The organism is Virgibacillus xinjiangensis (genome assembly GCF_042643145.1).
Taxonomy (GTDB): Bacteria; Bacillota; Bacilli; order Bacillales; family Amphibacillaceae; genus Virgibacillus_O; species Virgibacillus_O xinjiangensis.
This window is the reverse complement of record NZ_JBHRSA010000043.1, coordinates 53,478-72,853: the sequence shown is the minus strand read 5'-3', so window position 1 is coordinate 72,853 and position 19,376 is coordinate 53,478. Positions and strand designations below refer to the sequence as shown.

At 46.3% G+C, this 19,376-nt stretch carries 22 protein-coding genes; 9 read left to right on the top strand and 13 right to left on the bottom strand.

Going from position 1 to position 19,376, the window contains the following annotated elements:
- Positions 1-138: 138 nt before the first annotated feature.
- Both mqo and ACFOGI_RS11410 read right to left on the bottom strand, forming a co-directional pair.
- Entirely contained in the window at positions 139-1,641 is a 1,503-nt protein-coding gene (gene mqo / locus ACFOGI_RS11415; RefSeq protein WP_390272539.1) for a malate dehydrogenase (quinone), read from the bottom strand.
- Positions 1,642-1,937: 296 nt separating this feature from the next.
- Positions 1,938-2,792 carry an MBL fold metallo-hydrolase gene (locus ACFOGI_RS11410; RefSeq protein ID WP_390272536.1) on the bottom strand — a complete coding sequence of 285 codons (855 nt, stop codon included), beginning with the start codon at positions 2,790-2,792 and terminating at the stop codon, positions 1,938-1,940.
- Between the two features lie 243 nt (positions 2,793-3,035).
- Here ACFOGI_RS11410 and ACFOGI_RS11405 point away from each other — a divergent pair, with 243 nt between their 5' ends.
- Positions 3,036-3,776 (top strand): NADPH-dependent oxidoreductase, encoded by a 741-nt coding sequence (locus ACFOGI_RS11405; protein ID WP_390272534.1) that lies wholly within the window; start codon positions 3,036-3,038, stop codon positions 3,774-3,776.
- 131 nt (positions 3,777-3,907) lie between these two features.
- On the opposite strand, the gene ACFOGI_RS11400 is transcribed toward ACFOGI_RS11405, so the two are convergent.
- From ACFOGI_RS11400 to ACFOGI_RS11380, 5 genes are all read right to left on the bottom strand, one after another.
- Positions 3,908-4,087 (bottom strand): hypothetical protein, encoded by a 180-nt coding sequence (locus ACFOGI_RS11400; RefSeq protein ID WP_390272532.1) that lies wholly within the window; start codon positions 4,085-4,087, stop codon positions 3,908-3,910.
- A gap of 592 nt (positions 4,088-4,679) precedes the next feature.
- Positions 4,680-5,000, bottom strand: coding sequence for a hypothetical protein (locus ACFOGI_RS11395; protein WP_390272530.1), 321 nt, complete (start codon positions 4,998-5,000; stop codon positions 4,680-4,682).
- Positions 5,001-5,136: 136 nt separating this feature from the next.
- The gene (locus ACFOGI_RS11390; protein WP_390272527.1) at positions 5,137-5,427 is read right to left on the bottom strand and encodes a TIGR04104 family putative zinc finger protein; all 291 of its coding nucleotides are present in this window, start codon (positions 5,425-5,427) and stop codon (positions 5,137-5,139) included.
- Between the two features lie 100 nt (positions 5,428-5,527).
- Positions 5,528-6,232 carry an aspartate/glutamate racemase family protein gene (locus ACFOGI_RS11385; protein ID WP_390272525.1) on the bottom strand — a complete coding sequence of 235 codons (705 nt, stop codon included), beginning with the start codon at positions 6,230-6,232 and terminating at the stop codon, positions 5,528-5,530.
- 109 nt (positions 6,233-6,341) lie between these two features.
- Positions 6,342-6,716, bottom strand: a complete 375-nt coding sequence (locus ACFOGI_RS11380) for a VOC family protein (RefSeq protein WP_390272523.1) — start codon at positions 6,714-6,716, stop codon at positions 6,342-6,344.
- 218 nt (positions 6,717-6,934) lie between these two features.
- Between ACFOGI_RS11380 and ACFOGI_RS11375 the strand changes: the two genes are divergently transcribed.
- The 3 genes from ACFOGI_RS11375 (at position 6,935) to ACFOGI_RS11365 (ending at position 10,168) form a co-directional block, all read left to right on the top strand.
- The gene (locus ACFOGI_RS11375) at positions 6,935-7,135 is read left to right on the top strand and encodes a hypothetical protein (RefSeq protein WP_390272521.1); all 201 of its coding nucleotides are present in this window, start codon (positions 6,935-6,937) and stop codon (positions 7,133-7,135) included.
- A gap of 207 nt (positions 7,136-7,342) precedes the next feature.
- On the top strand, positions 7,343-8,446 hold the full coding sequence (locus tag ACFOGI_RS11370; RefSeq protein WP_390272518.1) for a 5-methyltetrahydropteroyltriglutamate--homocysteine S-methyltransferase: 1,104 nt from the start codon (positions 7,343-7,345) through the stop codon (positions 8,444-8,446).
- 246 nt (positions 8,447-8,692) lie between these two features.
- Positions 8,693-10,168 (top strand): MDR family MFS transporter, encoded by a 1,476-nt coding sequence (locus ACFOGI_RS11365; protein ID WP_390272515.1) that lies wholly within the window; start codon positions 8,693-8,695, stop codon positions 10,166-10,168.
- A 331-nt stretch (positions 10,169-10,499) separates the two neighbouring features.
- Here ACFOGI_RS11365 and ACFOGI_RS11360 read toward each other — a convergent pair whose 3' ends face one another.
- Together ACFOGI_RS11360 and ACFOGI_RS11355 are read right to left on the bottom strand one after the other, a co-directional pair.
- Entirely contained in the window at positions 10,500-10,940 is a 441-nt protein-coding gene (locus ACFOGI_RS11360) for a cell wall hydrolase (RefSeq protein WP_390272513.1), read from the bottom strand.
- Between the two features lie 191 nt (positions 10,941-11,131).
- Positions 11,132-12,757: a Na/Pi cotransporter family protein gene (locus ACFOGI_RS11355; RefSeq protein WP_390272511.1), complete on the bottom strand. Its 1,626-nt coding sequence runs from the start codon at positions 12,755-12,757 to the stop codon at positions 11,132-11,134.
- Between the two features lie 384 nt (positions 12,758-13,141).
- Here ACFOGI_RS11355 and ACFOGI_RS11350 point away from each other — a divergent pair, with 384 nt between their 5' ends.
- The 5 genes from ACFOGI_RS11350 to ACFOGI_RS11330 all read left to right on the top strand — a co-directional run bounded on the left by ACFOGI_RS11350 (position 13,142) and on the right by ACFOGI_RS11330 (position 16,549).
- Complete coding sequence (locus ACFOGI_RS11350; protein WP_390272509.1) at positions 13,142-13,360, top strand: hypothetical protein; 219 nt, start codon at positions 13,142-13,144, stop codon at positions 13,358-13,360.
- Positions 13,361-13,469: 109 nt separating this feature from the next.
- Positions 13,470-13,724, top strand: a complete 255-nt coding sequence (locus tag ACFOGI_RS11345; RefSeq protein WP_390272507.1) for a hypothetical protein — start codon at positions 13,470-13,472, stop codon at positions 13,722-13,724.
- A 433-nt stretch (positions 13,725-14,157) separates the two neighbouring features.
- Complete coding sequence (locus ACFOGI_RS11340) at positions 14,158-14,877, top strand: tubby C-terminal domain-like protein (protein WP_390272505.1); 720 nt, start codon at positions 14,158-14,160, stop codon at positions 14,875-14,877.
- Between the two features lie 282 nt (positions 14,878-15,159).
- Positions 15,160-15,987: a dihydrodipicolinate synthase family protein gene (locus ACFOGI_RS11335; protein ID WP_390272503.1), complete on the top strand. Its 828-nt coding sequence runs from the start codon at positions 15,160-15,162 to the stop codon at positions 15,985-15,987.
- A gap of 103 nt (positions 15,988-16,090) precedes the next feature.
- Complete coding sequence (locus ACFOGI_RS11330) at positions 16,091-16,549, top strand: GNAT family N-acetyltransferase (protein WP_390272501.1); 459 nt, start codon at positions 16,091-16,093, stop codon at positions 16,547-16,549.
- Between the two features lie 118 nt (positions 16,550-16,667).
- On the opposite strand, the gene ACFOGI_RS11325 is transcribed toward ACFOGI_RS11330, so the two are convergent.
- From ACFOGI_RS11325 to ACFOGI_RS11310, 4 genes are all read right to left on the bottom strand, one after another.
- Entirely contained in the window at positions 16,668-16,877 is a 210-nt protein-coding gene (locus ACFOGI_RS11325; RefSeq protein ID WP_390272499.1) for a helix-turn-helix domain-containing protein, read from the bottom strand.
- 10 nt (positions 16,878-16,887) lie between these two features.
- Positions 16,888-17,379 carry a DUF2975 domain-containing protein gene (locus tag ACFOGI_RS11320; protein WP_390272497.1) on the bottom strand — a complete coding sequence of 164 codons (492 nt, stop codon included), beginning with the start codon at positions 17,377-17,379 and terminating at the stop codon, positions 16,888-16,890.
- A gap of 231 nt (positions 17,380-17,610) precedes the next feature.
- Positions 17,611-18,030, bottom strand: coding sequence for an arsenate reductase (thioredoxin) (arsC, locus tag ACFOGI_RS11315; protein ID WP_390272494.1), 420 nt, complete (start codon positions 18,028-18,030; stop codon positions 17,611-17,613).
- Between the two features lie 45 nt (positions 18,031-18,075).
- The gene (locus tag ACFOGI_RS11310; protein WP_390272492.1) at positions 18,076-19,374 is read right to left on the bottom strand and encodes an arsenic transporter; all 1,299 of its coding nucleotides are present in this window, start codon (positions 19,372-19,374) and stop codon (positions 18,076-18,078) included.
- Positions 19,375-19,376: the final 2 nt, after the last annotated feature.

Sequence of the window (19,376 nt, the reverse complement as noted above, 5' to 3'; positions counted from 1 at the left end):
AGAAGGACAAGGCTGGCCAGCAGCACCAATAACCCAAATAAATTCAGATAAATTCGGATCCCCTCCCATTTCCATGCAATCCTTACGACTCAAAAAGAACCTTCACTCCCGAAACGGGGGAAGGTTCTTACGAAGAATTTATTGTGTCACTGTTTCTTTTTCGTTCAGGCCAAGTGCCTCCGCATTGGAGCGGTGGACTTCCTTCAAAAGCTCAGGATGTTCTACAAGAGACTTGCCGTACGAAGGAATCATCTCCTTGATTTTCTGCTCCCATTCCTGCCTATATTGCGGGAAGCATTCCTCCAGCATGTCGAGCATGACAGGAACTGCCGTGGAAGCTCCTGGGGAAGCACCCAGCAAGGCTGCGATCGATCCATCTTCTGAATTGACAACCTCCGTACCGAACTGAAGGGTACCTTTTCCACCTTCTTCGGTGTCCTTGATCACCTGCACTCGCTGGCCGGCCGTCACTAAATCCCAATCTTCGCTTTTTGCGTCCGGGATGAATTCACGCAGTTCTTCCATGCGTTGTTCTTTTGATTGGATGACCTGCTCGATCAAATATTTGGTCAGGGAAGCATTCTTCACTCCTGCGCCTACCATTGTAAAGAGGTTATCCTTCTTCACTGACGTCACTAAGTCGAGCATGGATCCGGTTTTCAAGAACTTCGGCGAGAAGCCGGCAAATGGCCCGAACAACAGGGACTTTTTATTGTCGATGAACCGGGTGTCCAGATGTGGCACGGACATCGGTGGAGCACCAACCTTCGCCTTGCCGTATACTTTTGCATGGTGTTTCTCGATGACCTCCGGGTTGTTGCATACCATGAACAGCCCGCTTACCGGGAAGCCGCCAATGCGCTTAGATTCGGGAATACCGGTTTTTTGCAATAGATGCAGGCTTCCGCCCCCACCGCCGATGAATACGAAGTCCGCCGTATGGTACTCGATTTTCTCGTTCTCCATATCGAGGACTTTCACTTCCCATGATCCGTCCTCCGCACGTTGGATGTCCTCCACAGAATGCTTGTAGTTCACTTCAAGGCCATCTTTCTCCAAATGGGAGAAGAGTTTGCGCGTCAACGCACCGAAATTGACATCGGTGCCCGTATCAATCTTGGTCGCCGCTATCGCTTCGTCAGAAATACGGCCCTCCATGATCAATGGGATCCATTCTTTCAGCTTTTCCGTATCCTCGGAGAATTCCATACCCTCGAACAGCGGATTGTTTGACAGCGCTTCAAAACGTTTTTTCAAGAAATTCACATTTTCTGCCCCATGCACCAAGCTCATGTGTGGCAACGATCTGATGAAGTCCTGTGGGTTATCTAACAAATTATTTTTTACAAGGTAAGACCAAAACTGCATAGAAACCTGGAACTGGCTGTTGATCTTCACAGCTTTACTGATGTCCAAGGAACGGTCCGGTTTCTCGACCGTATAGTTCAGCTCGCACAAGGCAGCATGCCCTGTTCCGGCATTGTTCCATTCATTGGAACTTTCTTCTCCCGGTTTATCGAGCTTCTCAAACGTTGTGATGTCCCATTCTGGTGCCAATTCTTTCAAGATTGTCCCCAAAGTTGCACTCATGATTCCGGCGCCAATTAAAATGACGTCCCTCTTCGTCTGTCTGTTGCTCATATCTATCAACCTTTTCCCCTAAATTTTCAGAAAAGATGCAGTCGCCACGCCAGACATCGGCCGCGTATCGCCCACCATCTCCCCTGTCTCCCTTTGACTTTCTTATCATTTACCATAATTACTAATAGACTAAATTCTCTACTATTATACGATAATTTTCAGTTATTGAAAAGCCGCTAGCAGTCCCATACACTTTCGTCCAGCTGCTGTCGACCGCCTCAATCCCACGCTCTGCAAGGGTTTCACCACATCTCTCAACCTGCCAGAAAAAACTATAAAATTCGACAAAATTCTTCTCACTCCGCTCGCTTCTTTCGATTGCCGTATACAAAGTTTTGGATGAATTCCAGCTGATCATCTGTCGGATTCGCATTCCGAATGTCGTTAAATTGGGCGACAGCTTGATCCACAACAACTTCTTCCCCGACAATTTCACCGATGCTTACCAAATCGTCCAAGAATCTGCCCATCTCTTCATTCGTTTTCGGAGCTTGATGTCCTGTAACATAATGGTCGGCCTCATACTTTACAACTTTATTCAATAGAGTGGAGAGTTTGTTCCTGTCATAGCTCCACTCCCCGCTATAAAAATCCTGATAGATGCAGTCCCCCAGAAACATCACCCTCTCCTCGGGTATATGAATGATCGAAGAATCCTCAGCATGTTCTCCACCGACATGCTCCATCACACAGGTGATGCCGCCCAAATCGATTTCAATCCTGTCGTGGAACGTCATATCCGGTATGATCAGCTCCAACTCATCCCGTACAGGCATTTCCCGTTTGATCATATCCCTGCAAAATTCGATTTCTTCGCCAGTCTCCACTCGTGCATCAAGGGAGGCATCGTCCCATTGGAGGGTTTTCATCTTCTCGAGCTGCTTTTTCGTTTTCTCCTGGCTGATGGTAAACAGTCCCATCGTCTTCATTCCGAAAACATGGTCCCAGTGCCAGTGTGTCAGGAGGACAAACTTGACCGGCGCCACGTCCATTTTTTCGATCTCATTCATAAAATCCCTTGCATGGGCAGGAGAGTTTCCAGCGTCGACAATTACACTGAAATTCTCTCCGCAAACCAGGCCTAACGCAGGCCGGTCCGTCTCTGAATAATGGGGCATATAGTACACATGGTCAGATAGTTTCTTGAGCAATTCACATTCCTACTCTCTGTTGATTGACTTGTTGTTTGAGCTATTTCCATATTTAGATACGATTCCAATCTCCCTATTCAATTATAGCAGTTTCCACTAAAACAGAAAACGCTTCCATACGTAATTATTTTTTTGATTACGATACAAAATTCCAAAGATGGCCGGATGCCCTATATTTCAGGAACTTCTGTAATTCTGGTATACTTCTCTTGTATTTCAGATTCATACGTAGGAGGATATTTCATGGAGAATGACATCATACAATCGTTGAAGGCCCACCGGTCGTTCCGTTCCTATCAGGATAAGCCGGTGGCTGACGATCAACTCGACCAAATCATCGAGTCGGTCCAAGCATCCCCCAACTGGGCCAATGGACAGCAATACTCCATCATCGCGGTGAAAGATGAAGAACGCAAAAAGCGGCTGGCGGAGCTGTGCGGAAATCAGAAGCATATCGAGGAAGCTCCGGTTTTCCTGGTCTTCTGTGCAGATTTCTACCGGACACATATGGCCAGTAAGATGGAACGTAAATCGATGGAAACCATCAACGATATCGACACGCTCATCGTCGGGGTGACAGATGTCGGTATCGCCCTAGGGACAGCAGTGGCAGCTGCAGAATCATACGGCCTCGGCACCGTTGCCATCGGTGGAATCCGCAGAAATGCGGTAGAAGTTGTCGAAGCCCTGGACTTGCCGGAATACGTCATCCCTGTATCCGGCCTTTGTATCGGCCATCCCGCAGAAGACCCTGGGCAAAAACCACGCCTTCCAAAAGAAGCCATTTATCATGAAGAGCGTTACAATCATGAATTGGGGCCACTGCTGGAAGAATATAATGAGACATATTCCCAATATCTGCAGGACCGATCAAGCAATAACCGTACCGGCACATGGACCAATTTCGTCGCTACCTTCTTCAGTAAACCATATTACAAAGGGGTTGCCGACATGCTGCGGAAGCAAAAATTCCCCGGCGGTTAGTATAGAAAGATGCAGAACGCCAAGCACGTTCTGCATTTTCTTTTATATAGAGCCAGGGCTGTGGGCTGGTTCTACGGCTGATATGTACTCTCTCCTGGGGATACGCCGCTTCTCCTGCTGATAAACCGGTGCTACCGCTGATTCCGAGGCGCTTCTGGCGATAAAACGATGCTGCGGCGGATTTCCAGCATCTCCAGCGGATTCCCTGCTCCTCCGGCGGATTTACTTTCTCTCCTGGGGATACGCCGCCCCTCCTGCCGATTCCGACGCGCTTCTGCTGATAAAACGATGCTGCGGCGGATTTCCAGCATCTCCGGCGGATATCTACTCTCTCCGGAGGATACGCCGCGTCTCCTGCTGATTCCGACGCGCTCCTGCCGTTAAACCGGTGCTACCGCTGATTCCCTGCTGCTATGGCGGATATCCCTTCTCTCCGGAGGATACGCCGCGCCTCCTGCTGATTCCGACGCGCTCCTGCCGTTAAACCGGTGCTACGGCTGATTCCCTGCTGCTATGGCGGATATCCTTTCTCTCCGGAGGATACGCCGCGCCTCCTGCTGATAAATCGGTGCTTCTGCTGATTTCCTGCTGCTCCGGAGGATATCCCGCGCCTCCTGCCGATTCCGACGCGCTCCTGCCGATAAATCGGTGCTTCTGCTGATTTCCTGCTGCTCCGGCGGATATCCCTTCTCTCCGGAGGATACGCCGCGCCTCCTGCTGATAAATCGGTGCTTCTGCTGATTTCCTGCTGCTCCGGCGGATATCCCTTCTCTCCTGGGGATACGCCGCGCCTTCTGCTGATAAACCGGTGCTACCGCTGATTTCCTGCTTCTCCGGCGGATATCCCTTCTCTCCGGAGGATATCCCGCGCGCTCCTATCCAGCACTCAGGTTATCCATCGATTCATATATGTGGCAATTCCTCTTTTGGAACAGCACGCCAACCATTTGCTGCAAGTCTTTCCACATAGGATTCCATACTGATTTCCTCCCTGTCCATCAGCAGGGGCGTGAGCGAAACAAAGCATTCATTAGAGGCGTACCGGATGGTAACTTTTACAACTTCGTATCCATTATGAAACCCGGGATCAAAGCCGGGGTCGTCCAGGATATCCCCTTTGATGGGACGGATGTCCGATTCCACCGTTTTCATCATCAGTTTAGAAGGAGCATTTACCTGCTCCCCCTTTGTGCTCGTCACGAAAATGAGCAAATTTATCTTCATGAGACATTCTCCTTCTATAACTAGCCTCGACAAGTTTAATGAATGGCTATAGGACAAGGCCTACCCCTGGGAAACACCGGTAAACGAGGCCTTCCCGCTACCTGGGCTGTCCCATACTCCCCTAACCACTAACTCCTCAGGACGTTTCTTCTTCATATGTAACAAAAAATGGTGCAATTGAAGAACCGGCGATAGCAACTGCCAAGGCTATGCCTAGCGTGGCCAAGAAGCTGCTGAAACTAGTAAAGATAAAACCGACCACCATCATGGGCAGGATGGAGAGGGACGTGAACAGGACCCTCCCGCGAGTGGTAACGTGATGGACGGTGCCACAATTGGCACAGGTAATCGGCTTATAATTCAGCCAAAACGATTGATAGATTTCCTTCCAGCTGAACGGCTCTCCGCACTTTTCACAGGTTTGCACGATATCCCCACCTTCCGTCTGTTATCTTTTGAAAGTCTATCATACCGAAAAGAATCCCCAATGGATAAAAGCGAACATCCAATGGGGAGGTCATCCTTTCCTACAGGTCTATTGCCAGAATGGTTTCAACCACTTTATGCACATGGATTCCTGTCGTGTTCAATTGTGGGAGGTCCACATCATCTTCCTTGATGATCATCGGCAGTTCCGTACAGCCTAATATGACGCCTTGTATATTTTCCTCTTCGATCAACCGCTGAATAATGGCCAGATATTCCGCTTTAGTCTCCTGATTGACGATTCCATTTTCCAGTTCCTCTACAATCGTCTCGTGTATATACTGTTGTTCCGACTGGTCCGGCACGACGATCTCCTTGTCACGAGATGTAAATGCCTTTTTGAAAAAGTCATGTTCCATGGTGAACTTTGTACCAAGCAGGCCGAGTCTGTCCAGTCCTTTCTTCTCTGCCTGTTGGTAGGTTTCTTCCACAATACTGATCATAGGGATCTTCACCTGCTGTTGCACTCGATCAAAAACAAGATGGGGAGTGTTCGCCGAAATAATCGCGAAATCCGCTCCAACCGCTTCCAGTTTCTTGACAGCATCAGACAAATAAGTGACAAGCCCGTCCAAATCATCATTGCTGATATAATCAAACACCTGGTACATACTGATACTGTTGATGAAAAGCTCGGGCAGGACTTCTTTCTTGCCCAGCCGCTCTTGATAATTCGAGATGATGGACTGGTAATAATCGACGGTTGATTCTGGTCCCAGTCCACCTACGATTCCTACTTTATTCATCGTATCCTCTCCTAACATCTACTGTTTCTGCTATTGCGGCATCCAGTATGAATTTTCCACATCCTGTTGCCTCTTACTCTGGCTTTCTCTCATTTTTCGCCAACCATGTTCATTTGCTGGATGTAATCCGTACATAATATCCATCCGGGTCGACTACTCGGAAGTCCTTCAATCCCCATGGCCTGTCTGCGAGTTCCATATGAATAGGATAAGCTTTAGCTTTCACTTGGTCATAAACCTGTTCTACATCATCCGCTTCCAGCACCAGTTCCACCCCGAGTCCCGGCCGTTGATCAGCTGTGGCTTTAAGGGGATGATGGTCTGGCAGGTTTTTCATCTCGCTCAACCCTAAGACAGCGTTCCCTTTCCTGACAGATATATAGCTGCTGTCCAATTCACCCGGTACCTGGAATGCTAAGACGTCGCGGTAAAATTCGACCGAGGATTTCAGACATGCAACGAACAGTTCGACTCTAATATTCATCTTCAGCCCCCTCCTTGTGACCAACACATCATTCTCTTCTATGTATATCTGGTTTTTATTTTACGGGAGAGTCCCATCGGGAGCAATTTTATTATTTTTACAAAAGAGCCAATTCTTGAAAAAAGTGATAATCTGAGTGCCTGAAAGAACTGTCCATGTCTAAAAATTTTCTTCCCAACCATACTGGATACAAGAAAGTGAAAAGGAGGTCCGGTCCCATGTTGAACGATGATTTAAAAGTAATCATGGAACTGAAGAAAATGTTGGTACAGCATGCCGTCCCCATCTCTGTGAGACAGGATATAGATGAACAATGTGACCAGGTGAGAAAAGGCGGCAAGACACTAGCGGAAATAAAAGAGAATGATCCCTTCATCGGGGAAGTCATTGACATGGCAAGAAAAAGAACTAAAGGGTAGGAATGGGGTGGATCCCCTAAGATCCAATCAATCAACAGGCAATATTCCTATGAGTCTAATAGCAGCATCCAACATGGCGATCCCGTCTAGCCCCTTGTTATAGCTTCAGGCTATAGCAAGAGATAGTTTTTAAGTGTTACCTTATATCTTCCTTCCCATGCTACACTGACGTTAACCAAATAAAAAGCAAATCAGGGAGGAAATATAATGACAAAAACGGCCATCAAAGCACCTTACAGGGCAGACCACGTTGGCAGCCTGCTTCGCCCCCAGTCCATCCATGACGCAAGGAAGGACTTCGCACAAGGCACCATTACAGGGGAACAACTGCGTGCCATTGAAACGGAAGAAATCAAACGCATTGTCGACAAGCAGATTGAAGCCGGCCTCCAGGCAGTAACGGATGGAGAGTTCCGCCGGAGATTCTGGCATACCGATTTCATGGAGCATTTGAACGGTGTGGAGGGATATGTGCCGGAACATGGCTATAAATTTGTTGGAGTGGAGACAGAGGCATATGACGTCCGGGTAACGGATAAAATTTCCTTCACGCCGGACCATCCACACTTGAAAGATTTCAAGGAATTCAAGGAAATTGTCGGTGATCGTGCAGTGGCAAAAATGACCCTGCCGAGCCCGAACCAATTTTTCAATGCCGGTATCCGCAACGAGGAGATCTATCCGAATATCGAAGACTTTGCCAATGATGTCATCCAAGCGTACCGTGATGCACTTCAAGCATTCTATGATGCCGGCTGCCGTTATTTGCAGCTCGATGATGTGTATATTGCCGGACTATGTGCGCCGGAACTTCCATTTGCCAAAACCGATCTCGAGCGGGATCAGCTGATCGACCTCGCTTTGAGTGTCGTCAACGGTGTGCTCAAAGACAAACCGGAGGACTTGGTGGTCACTACCCACCTTTGCCGTGGAAACTATCAATCTGCCTATGCATTTGAAGGGCCATATGACCGGATCGCCCCGAACTTCCTGGCAAAGGAAAAAGTGGACGGTTTCTTCCTGGAGTATGATGATGAGCGTTCCGGTGACTTCAAACCGTTAGAACATATCCCTGAAGGCGGAGCACAGGTGGTACTTGGCGTGTTCACTTCGAAAGACGGCGAATTGGAAGATAAGGAAGCAATCAAGGCTCGTGTAGAAGAAGCTTCCAAGTATGTGCCGCTTGACCAGCTGTGCATCAGCCCGCAATGCGGATTTGCCTCCACCCACCACGGCAACAAGCTGACAGAGGAACAGCAGTGGGCCAAGCTGAAATATATTGTCGATGTCTCCAAAGAAATTTGGGGATGACCCAGAACACAACGGGCGCAATTCTACTAGAGAATTGCGCCCTTCTTCTGCCCAAAACTTGGCTGAAATGCACAAGGATGGTGAAACGAGTATATAGAATCAAACGATGGAAGGCATGATCTGAATCCCATAAAATGGGGAATACCTAAACAAAAAAACTTTATTTTTATTGAGCAAAATGGTGGAAGGAATCCTTTGCACGGAGTATTGTAGTAAAGCACAAATAACATTGAAGGAGCTTCCATGATGAAAGAAAATGGCCCGACCTATGAATACTTAGCCGAAAACCCCAACTTCAAAGTCATGCCGATCATGCTTTCCTTGATCATCGGTGCGTTTTTTGCCATTTTGAATGAGACATTGCTGAATATCGCCTTGACCACCTTGATGCAAGAATTCGGCGTCACCATCACCACCGTGCAATGGATGGCCACTGGATTCATGCTGGTGATGGGGATCGTCATCCCGGCTTCAGCTTTGCTGCTGCAATGGTTTACGACAAGACAATTATTCTTGGGAACGATGATGACGTTCACGATTGGTACAGCAATCTGTGCAATGGCACCCACTTTCCCGATATTGCTGACCGGGAGATTTATACAGGCAGCCGGCACCGGATTATTGATGCCGATCATCTTCAACGTATTTTTGCTCGTATTCCCTCCGCATAGGCGGGGAAAGGTCATGGGACTGGTTGGGCTTGTCATCATGTTCGCCCCGGCCATCGGACCGACCCTTTCAGGAGTAATTGTTGAGTATTTCGGATGGCGCTTTTTGTTCATCTTCGTTCTGCCGTTTGCATTGTTCTCCTTGGCTTTTGCTTATAAATACCTGATGAATGTATCAGAAGTGACCAAACCGAAAGTCGATGTCCTGTCCCTCGTGTTTTCCACGATCGGTTTCGGTTCCATCGTATACGGATTCAGCTCCGCAGGCGAAGAGGAAACCGGATTCCTGAGCCCTGATGTGTACGGCTTCATTATTTTTGGTGTCGTGGGTATTACATTATTCACCGTACGCCAATTGAAGCTGGAGGATCCTGTCATCGATCTGAGGGTCTTCAAATATCCAATGTTCACGCACGGCATTTTCATGTTCCTCATCATCATGATGACGATGTTTTCTTCGGAGATCATCCTGCCTATCTTCATGCAGGGACCTTTGGCATTGTCCGCGGCAACAGCTGGCCTACTCCTGTTGCCGGGAAGTATCCTGAACGGTATCATGTCACCGGTGATGGGGCACCTTTTTGATAAATTCGGCCCAAGACTGTTGATGATCCCTGCTTCGATCGTGTTGAGCGGAACCATGTTCATGCTGAGCCGTCTCCATGAAAACACAGAGCCGTGGATGATCATCACCGGGTATATCTTGCTGATGCTCACTGTTTCCGCCATCATGATGCCGGCAGAGACAAATGGATTGAATCAGCTGCCAAAACGGCTGTACCCGCATGGCACCTCTGTCATGGCAACATTGCAGCCTGTCGCCGGCGCTATCGGTGTCTCTGTCTTCATCAGCATTTTGAATGCAAGGGAAAGTCATTATTTACAGCAGTCCGCTACCCCAGGCAATCCACAGACGATGAATGACGCCATGGTTGCCGGAGTGGAATTGGTTTATTTCATCGCATTCACTATTTCCATTCTGGCGGTCATCCTGTCCTTTGTCGTCTACCGAGCCGTTCCCAGAGATGATGAGACGAAGGCACAAGAGAAGTAAGGCCCGGATAATCGTCCTGCTAGCGATGAAATCAGCATACAAGATCAACAGACCAAATCACATATGATTTGGTTTGTTTTTATACCATCGTGGTCCTGATGAAACTGTTCTACAGGAGGAGAGAAATGGGAGCATTGTTAGATTTCATTGGATCCATAGGAACTTTGGTGAACTCTTCCATGAAGGACGTCACGGAAGATGACATTGAAAAAACATCGAACTCTTGAAGGGTTATCAATGGAAGCATATAAAAAGCTGAGCAATGACGTTCTGAATAGAACGTTGCTTCCTTCCATACAATAGAGAACCCCCAACAATGTGGGGGTTTTTATCAAAATCTATAGGCACTTTCACATGTATTGGCTGCTGGTTCATAATAGCAATGTTGTTTATATTGCCCTGTAAGTGGCTGACTGTACCATGTAGGAGGACATGGAGCATACGGATTGAAATACCAAAGAGCATACCTGGAAGGATGTTGCCTCCAATATTTTACCACCTGCCGCGCCAATCTCCTCTCGGTTTCTCTTGCTGGACTATAAAAAAGGCTGCCTTTTTGTACTGCTTCGAAAGAATAATTCCCCCCCTGTACCTGAAAAATCACATCCCGTATCGACCTGACTTCCTCGAAATCCAGACAATCAGCTTTTGCCCGATTTACAATGACATTCCCAACCATAAGCATCCCCAGCCGCCCCTCACCAACGGCTTCTGCCCTCATCATCCTTGCTATCAGATCAATGTCTTTCGAGGTATATGCCACCCTTGCCATTACAATCACCTCCAAAAGAATTGTATGGAAACAATCCTAGATAAATGTAAACTTTTTGAGATTTTGCTCGACTGGCATGTACCACGGGTGGAAGAATCCACAGGACAATTTAACTAAAAAAACGGCATCCAACCGATGTACTCCATCAATTGGGTGCCGTTTTGTTCTATACTTTTTATATGGGAGTGCTGTTATACTCCCAACACATCCTCTGCAATGTTGACCGCATGGTCCCCGATACGCTCCAAGTTGCTGAGCATATCAACGAATACGATCCCCGCTGTACCGCTGCACTGGCCTTCATTGACCCGGATGATGTGTTTCTTACGGTACTCTTTCTCCATTCTATCGATTTCTTCCTCTTTTTGAACAACACCAAGCGCTGCTTCTTTGTCCGAATTCTCCAATGCCTTGACGGCTTGTTTCGCCGTAGCAATGGTCAGGTCGAACATATCATGGAGTTCTTTCATGGCTTGGTCTGTCAATTTGACTTTATGAGCTCTCTTATAGTCCACAAGCTCAATCAGGTTTTCAAAATGGTCCCCGATCCTTTCGATATCCCTTATGGTGTTCATCAAGGACGTATGCCTGCCGCTGTCTGCTTCAGAAAGAGAATCTGTAGAGATGTTGACCAAATAGTTGGTAATCTCCTTGTCCAGATTATTCAAGGCCCCTTCCAGCTGCATGGCCATTTCAGAATGCTTGGTCTGATCGGTTGCCAAGTATTGATTGGTTTCTTCCAATCCCCTAACCGCATATTCACCCATATGGGAGACTTCTTGTTTCGCCTGGTCCAGCGCCAATGAGGATGATTGCTGAAGGAAGATAGGGTCAAGATGCTGCGGTTTGTATTCGACCATCACATCTTCACCCGGTACCAGTTTTACCATCAGCCAAGCCAACGCACCAATGAATGGGAACTGGATGATCGTATTGGTAATGTTGAAGCTTCCGTGAGCAAAAGCGATTGTCATTTCCGGACCTAAATCGAAGGTGGTCTGCAGATATGATACAAATTGGGTATAGAAGCCCAACAGCAACAGTACAATGACCGTACCAATCAGGTTGAAGGCCACATGTGTAAATGCCGCCCTTTTAGCAGCCACAGACGCTCCGATGGAGGCAAGAACCGCTGTGATTGTTGTACCGATATTATCCCCGAATAAGACGGGCAATGCTGCATCTAGCGGGATAGCTCCCTGGGAGAACAACCCTTGGAGGATCCCGATGGTCGCCGAGGAGCTTTGGACAATCACGGTAAATACGGTACCGATGACAACTCCAAGAATAGGGTTTGCACTCATGCTGACCGTCAAGTCTTGGAATGCCTGCAGTCCACGTAATGGGGACATCCCGCTGCTCATGAACTCCAACCCTAGGAATAGCGCACCGAAGCCAAATATCGTCTGACCGATGTGATTGATTTTCGGATTTTTAAAGAAGAAAAGCAGGAATGAACCGACCGCTGCGATCGGCAATGCATATTCTCCGAGGTCGATACCGATGATGAAGGCGGTGACGGTGGTCCCGATATTCGCCCCCATAATGACCCCGATAGCTTGTCTGAAACTCATGAAGCCAGCATTCACCAGTCCGATCGTCAAAACGGTTGTGCCCGAACTGGATTGGATCAGAATGGTTACCACAATACCTGCCAGCACCCCCATAAAAGGATTGCTGGTAAATTTATCAAGGACACCCCTCAGTCGGTCGCCAGCCGTTTTTTGGAGGCCCTCGCCCATATATTTAATACCCAGGAGGAAAATACCAAGACCTCCGATAAATTCAAAAATCAGTGTTTGAACATCTATTTCCATGGTTGGAACCTACCTTCCCATTTGTCGAAATTTGGCGTTTGCCTCCCCCATTATTAAACGGCTTTTAGGTATAAGTAAATATGTAATTGAAAAACTTAACATATAATTTACATTCCTCTTAATAGCTTCTGTTTATTACTGCCCGTTTATACTTTTGTGGTTTATCTATAAGATTCCTTCTCCCTAGCCCGCGACATGGAGATTTACAGAAAAAACAGGCTGAAGAGCAGACAATCCGAAAAATTTGAAACATTTCTTGTACAGTATCCGTATGACATAGATATAAAACGTCAAAGGCAGAAGATTTCAAAAAGCCGTTCAGTAATCCCTTCTCGTAAATTCATCCCTTTTGGACAAAATATGGGATGGGAAGGTGCTGAAACCATGGCACTTTCCTATAAAAACGAAGGAGTGATTCAGATGGCTGAAAACAACAAGCGCAGACGTCACGGCAATTCAGTGGGAAGTGGTGTAGGTGTGGCTCCTGAAGACACCATTGCATCTGCTCTTGATCCATTTGGTGGTGCGGCAGCAGCTGTTGGCGAGCCGGCGGACGACAAAGCGAAAAAAGGCACCCGTGATACCCATCATCGCTCCAAGTAAGGAATAGCAAGAATTACGGCCACCTCTTAAACGGTGGCATGACATCGGAGGACTCCCTGATGGGGGTCCTTCCACCATTTTACCGCGTACATATATAAGGAGAAGTATTATGAATATTATCGTTTCGATTCTGATGCTGTTTCATTTGTTTGTCACCATCTGCTGGATTGCGAATTCAGCTTTTTTGTTTTCCGTATGGGGGTTAACGGTATGGGTGCTCTCGATTCTATTAGGATTCATTGCTTATAAACGAATCAATGAGCATAACATAGCCAGAAAACCATTGCTTTATTCGACTGCGTTCATGGCATTTTTGCTCTTATTGACGGGATGGATCCATTTGACCGTGTCGTCCATGCCATGATGGAATCGCATCCGCTTCCCTTTGGCAGCAACATTAGCAGCCTGCTATGCTATAAGGACAAAAATGGACATACAAAGGGGGAAATGAACATGGAAGTATACTTCATGTCATGCTTGGCCTTGTGTCATAGGACAGCAAATTAACTGGAGGTTATCAATGGATGGAGGTGACGCTAATTGTTCAGGAGAAGCATCAGATTTCCCATCATATTTTTTATATCATCAATCGCTTGGCAGTTGCTGACGGAAAAAGAGGTTGATTGGGTGGATCATATAGGCATTTTTATGACGATGTTCTTGATGATTCTTTTATACAATTGGTCAAAAATACCGTATCAATGGAACAAGGAGAATGACAAATAGATTTTAGTGTGGGTGAATGCTTGAGAACACTCTAGTGATCTACCAACTTGATTAGAAAGGGGTGCAGCATCTTGGGTCGGTTAATTGTATTATTTATCTTTGGTTTCATCGGACTATCACTCCGTTATATCTTTTTAGGTGAATTTGAAGGAAGTCAACTGCTATTACTTCTTATGTTACCTGCCGGTTCTGTAATACTATTATTTATCATGAAATGGCAGTATAACAAAGATCGTGATTTCCTCCCTGTCCAAGGAGAAAATCACCTGTCCACCCGTCTGGGCGATCGCGTATCGACTACCACCAAACAACTGTATAAGGGCGAAACGTCAATAGGGACATACCATCGTGTCTATAATAGCTGGTGGAAACGGGTTATTGCAGATGTATTAGACAATCCAGGCCAATGGTATCTAAACCTGTCATTTTCGTTGGCGAATAATGACCAAGTAATGTTCCAGCAAAAAGGAGAAAATAAAATTCGCGGAAATAAATACTGGGTTGTTTATCATAATGAACAAAGAGCTGGAACCATCCAAACGGATTATTCCCTGAAAAACTCAGCAAAATTGAAGGAGAGCCTCTTTCTTGAAGTTGGGAAAAATACATATCAATTCAAGTCTTCTGGGATGAATGCTAAAACCGAGATCAACCGGGATGATAGGACTGTTGCAACAGGAGATAGGACAATGAACTCTGTTTATCAATTAATCATGCATTCTGATGATGAACCCACTCCCGAATTATTATTTATGGCTTTCATTTTGTTCAATTATGAATTCAGCCAATAAAATCCAGGAAGAGAAGGGGACCTTGGATTAGTGACCGGAATCAATCATAGATGGGGGGATCGCATGTCATATTTATCAGTTCCAGATGGATAGATTTGGGTCATATTAGTAGTAGTTATTCTCTTCATCACCATTGGGGAGTTATGGCTTAGAAATTAGGGTTCCAAGGTGGCGATCGCTCCATAAAGGACTGTAATCTACTTTATGCTGGCGACTCTATCATGAATAGATTTTAGAAACTGACCCAGCTTATAAACAAAAATGATAAAGGGGATATGCATCATGCTGACAGAAAACGTTCATATTGCTGTACCAACAGCTTTTTTCGAGGATGAATCATTGAATACACAAGGAACGATCAGCCATATAAAGGATCTGTATGGACAAGGGATAACGTCTGTTCTTGTCTCTGGAACCACTGGAGAGCAGCATAGCCTGAACCTCCAGGAGAAAATGGAACTGGTAGACAGTCTGGAACAGGAAGAAGAACTTATCAATCATATGGAAATTATAGTTGGCGTGAGTTCCATCAGACAGAAAGAGGCCGAGGAATTGGCTGAAAAGATTCACTCTACAAGATTATCAGGCATCATGCTTGGCTATCCGCCGTACATTATACCGACACAAAAAGAGGCATTGACTTATTCAAAGAAGATCATACATCTAAGCAATAAGCCAACCATTTTATATAATAACCCGAACAGGACCGGATTTGATCTGTCGGCAAAAAGCATTATGGAATTAAGTGGAATGGACTTGGTAGTCGGAGTGAAAGATGCTGGCCACAGAGAGAAGATACAGGAGATTAAAGATGGATTGGACCGAACCGATTTTTATTTTTATGCAGGTGGAGAAGAAGAATTAGCAGAAAAAGTGTCATACGGATATGACCGGCTTTCCTCCATCGCCGGTAACGTTTCCCCGAAAATAGTTAGTCAATGGTTCGAAAAAATGCTTAAGGATCAACAAGTTAGTGAAGAAGAGTACATGGAAGTAGAGAAAGTCTTCGGACAGGTGTATCACGGTAATGCTGTCGTGAATGTCAAAAACATCCTGAACCGAAAAGGGCACTCCATGGGAAATTGCAGGAGCCCGATAGGAAACGGTTGATGGGTGAGGGTCAAGTGGAGGCTGCTTGGGCCACTTCAACATTGTCTTAAAAAGGGAGACTTAGCCTTAAGTAGACTTCTGAATTTTTTTAGAGGAGCACAATATGGATATTCGATTACTAAGAAAACAGGAAAATCCGCCGATGGAGTTGTTGTTGCTGGCAGACCCTTCCAGAGCTATTGTCGAGGAGTATGTAAAAAGGGGAGAATGTTTCATAGCGGAAAGTGAGCACCAGATTATTGGCGTTTATGTATTGCTTCCAACCAGACCTGGAACCGTAGAATTGGTGAATATTGCTGTTGCAGAAAAGCACCACGGCAGAGGCATCGGTAAACAGTTAGTAAGGAATGCCATTCAAACGGCCAAAGATAAGGGATGGAAAACGATTGAAATCGGTACTGGCAATTCCAGCATCGGACAACTTGCCCTTTACCAAAAATGTGGGTTCAGAATAACTGGTATTGATATCAACTATTTCATCAGGCATTATCACGATGAAATCTTCGAGAATGGAATACAATGCAGGGATATGATCCGTCTATCCCTGGATTTATCGATATAGAGCTCCTGGTTGGTGATTCTTACGTTGAATACCAGTCGTCAGAGTTGCGCACCCCTTAATTGGGTGAATGAACAGGGAGAAGCTGCATTCCATCCATGCATAGCCTCCCCTTCTTCCCCTATTCATCTTCACGATATTCCAATATATCCCCAGGTTGGCAGTCCAGGGCCTTGCAAATGGCGTCTAAAGTGGAAAACCGAATGGCCTTGGCCTTTCCATTCTTCAGTATGGAGATATTTGCCATCGTGATTCCGACCCTATCCGAAAGTTCGGTTACACTCATTTTTCTTTTCGCCAGCATGACATCTAGATTGATTATGATAGCCATTTAATTCACCTCAGACTGTCAGATCGTTTTCTGATTTTATATCGATCGCTTCTTGTAGCAGTTTTTTCAGTACAGCAGCAAAGACTGCGATCACCATGGAAGCCCCCGCAATGACCAAACCAATTAATACCAGACCTGGTGCATCATCCCACTCTGCTATCACAAAGATGAGCGGCAGGGCCAACACATACAAGCCACTGATGGTGATGGCACAGGTTCTTATTTTCTTGAGAGACTGGACAGAAGTTTGCGAGAAGGCTCGGTTCTGATCAATATAATTCAAAAGCCGAAATGCCTGGTACAACGCAAAGTAAAACGGTATCGCAGATAGATACAGAATAATCAATATGCCAAACACCACATACGCCAACTCTGCTCCATTGCCTGCTTGCTCAAAAGCCTCCATCGCTATTTGAGGCAATAAAAATATACACAAGCCGAGAATTGGAACTCCGATTAGGATAACAGCTATCTTCAGAAGGAGTGTAGACCCACGTTTCATTCTAAGCACCTCATTTTATTATTGTCAGTATGAGTTTAATACATTATTTATCGTTTTTCAATAATAAATTAATAAAATACAATAATATCCACGTGGGACATTCCACCTACATGACACTTGGCCAGTCTCTGCTCTCTTCCTGAGCCAAGGGACGAATCCCTGTAAAAAAGACGCACTCCCGAAGATGTGCGCCTGATTGTTCTTCCACTATACTTGTAAGCGTTGGATCATTTATTCACCAGTTTCCGCAAAGCGCTTGATTCTCTCCCCGATCTGATCACGGACACGCTGGAATACGGCCCATTTCTCTTCTTCCGTTCCCTCAGCTTTTGCCGGATCATCAAATCCCCAATGCTCCCGCTTTACATGCGGTGGTGTCACCGGGCACTTGTCTGCAGCATCCCCGCAAAGGGTGACAGCCATGGTGGCATTGTTCAGGATATCCATATCAATGATTTCCGACTGTTGATCAGAAATATCAACGCCCACTTCATTCATCGCTTTGACTGCATTCGGGTTCAACCCATGTGCTTCGATACCTGCACTCCTTACTTCCCAGTCGTCTCCCAGATGCTTCTTCGCCCAGCCTTCTGCCATTTGGCTGCGGCAAGAATTCCCAGTACACAGAAAATAGATGGTTTTCTTCGACATATTCATTCCCCTTTTATGTTAGGTTTTGCTATCTCTAATAATTAATTACATCAACCGTAAGGTCAGATACAGACCGAGCAAGGTGATGAACAGGATCGGTATGGTCAAAACGATCCCGATTTTAAAATAGGTTCCCCAGGAGATCTTCACTCCTTTTTGGGAAAGGACATGGAGCCATACCAATGTCGCGAGCGAGCCGATCGGTGTGATTTTCGGCCCTAAGTCGGAACCGACCACATTGGCATAGATGAGCGCTTCCCGGATCGTGCCGGATGTATTGGTTTCCGCAATTGCCAAAGCATCTATCATCACGGTTGGCATATTGTTCATGATGGATGACAGGAATGCTGCAATAAAACCCATTGCCATCGTTGCCGCGAACAGTCCTTGTTCAGCTGCCGCCTGGATCACCACTCCCAAGGCTCCAGTAAGTCCCGCGTTACCAAGTCCATACACGACGACATACATCCCCAGGGAGAAAAACACAATATCCCATGGTGCACCTTTCACGACGGCCTTCGTATCTACCGCCTCACTGTTTTTTGCCATCAGCAAGAAGAAAATCGCGATGATACCAGCGACAATGGAAACAGGAAGCTGGATGAACTCACTGACGAAGTAGCCGATCAGCAATAGTCCCAAGACATACCATGACAGGTGGAACATTTTCCTGTCCCGGATGGCATCTTCCGGTTCACTTAACTTCGAAACTTCATAAGATCTCGGAATGCTCTTCCTGAAATAGATCAATAATACCGTAATCGTTGCCGTCAGTGCGAAAAGGTTCGGAATGATCATCCGGGAAGCATATTCGACAAACCCGATGCCAAAGAAATCAGCGGATACAATATTCACCAGGTTGCTGACCACAAAAGGTAGTGAGGTGGTATCGGCTATGAAGCCGCTCGCCATGATGAATGGAAAGATCATCTTTTCTTTGAAATTCAAATTCCGGACCATTGCCAGTACAATCGGTGTCAAGATCAGTGCAGCACCATCATTTGCGAAAAAGGCCGCCACTACCGCACCCAATATACTGATATAGACGAACATCTTGATTCCATTGCCTCTCGCAATTCTGGCCATATGTAATGCAGCCCATTCAAACAGGCCGATTTCATCAAGAATCAGGGAAATAAGTATGATAGCGACAAACGCCAGCGTGGCATTCCATACAATATCCGCTACTTCCAGCACATCGCTGAACCCGACGACCCCCATCAACAAGGCGACGACCGCACCGCCGATGGCCGACCAGCCGATGTTCAGCCCTTTCGGCTGCCAAATAACTAAAACAAGTGTGATAAGAAAAATTAAAATTGCTAGTATAAGCGTCGATGACAAAA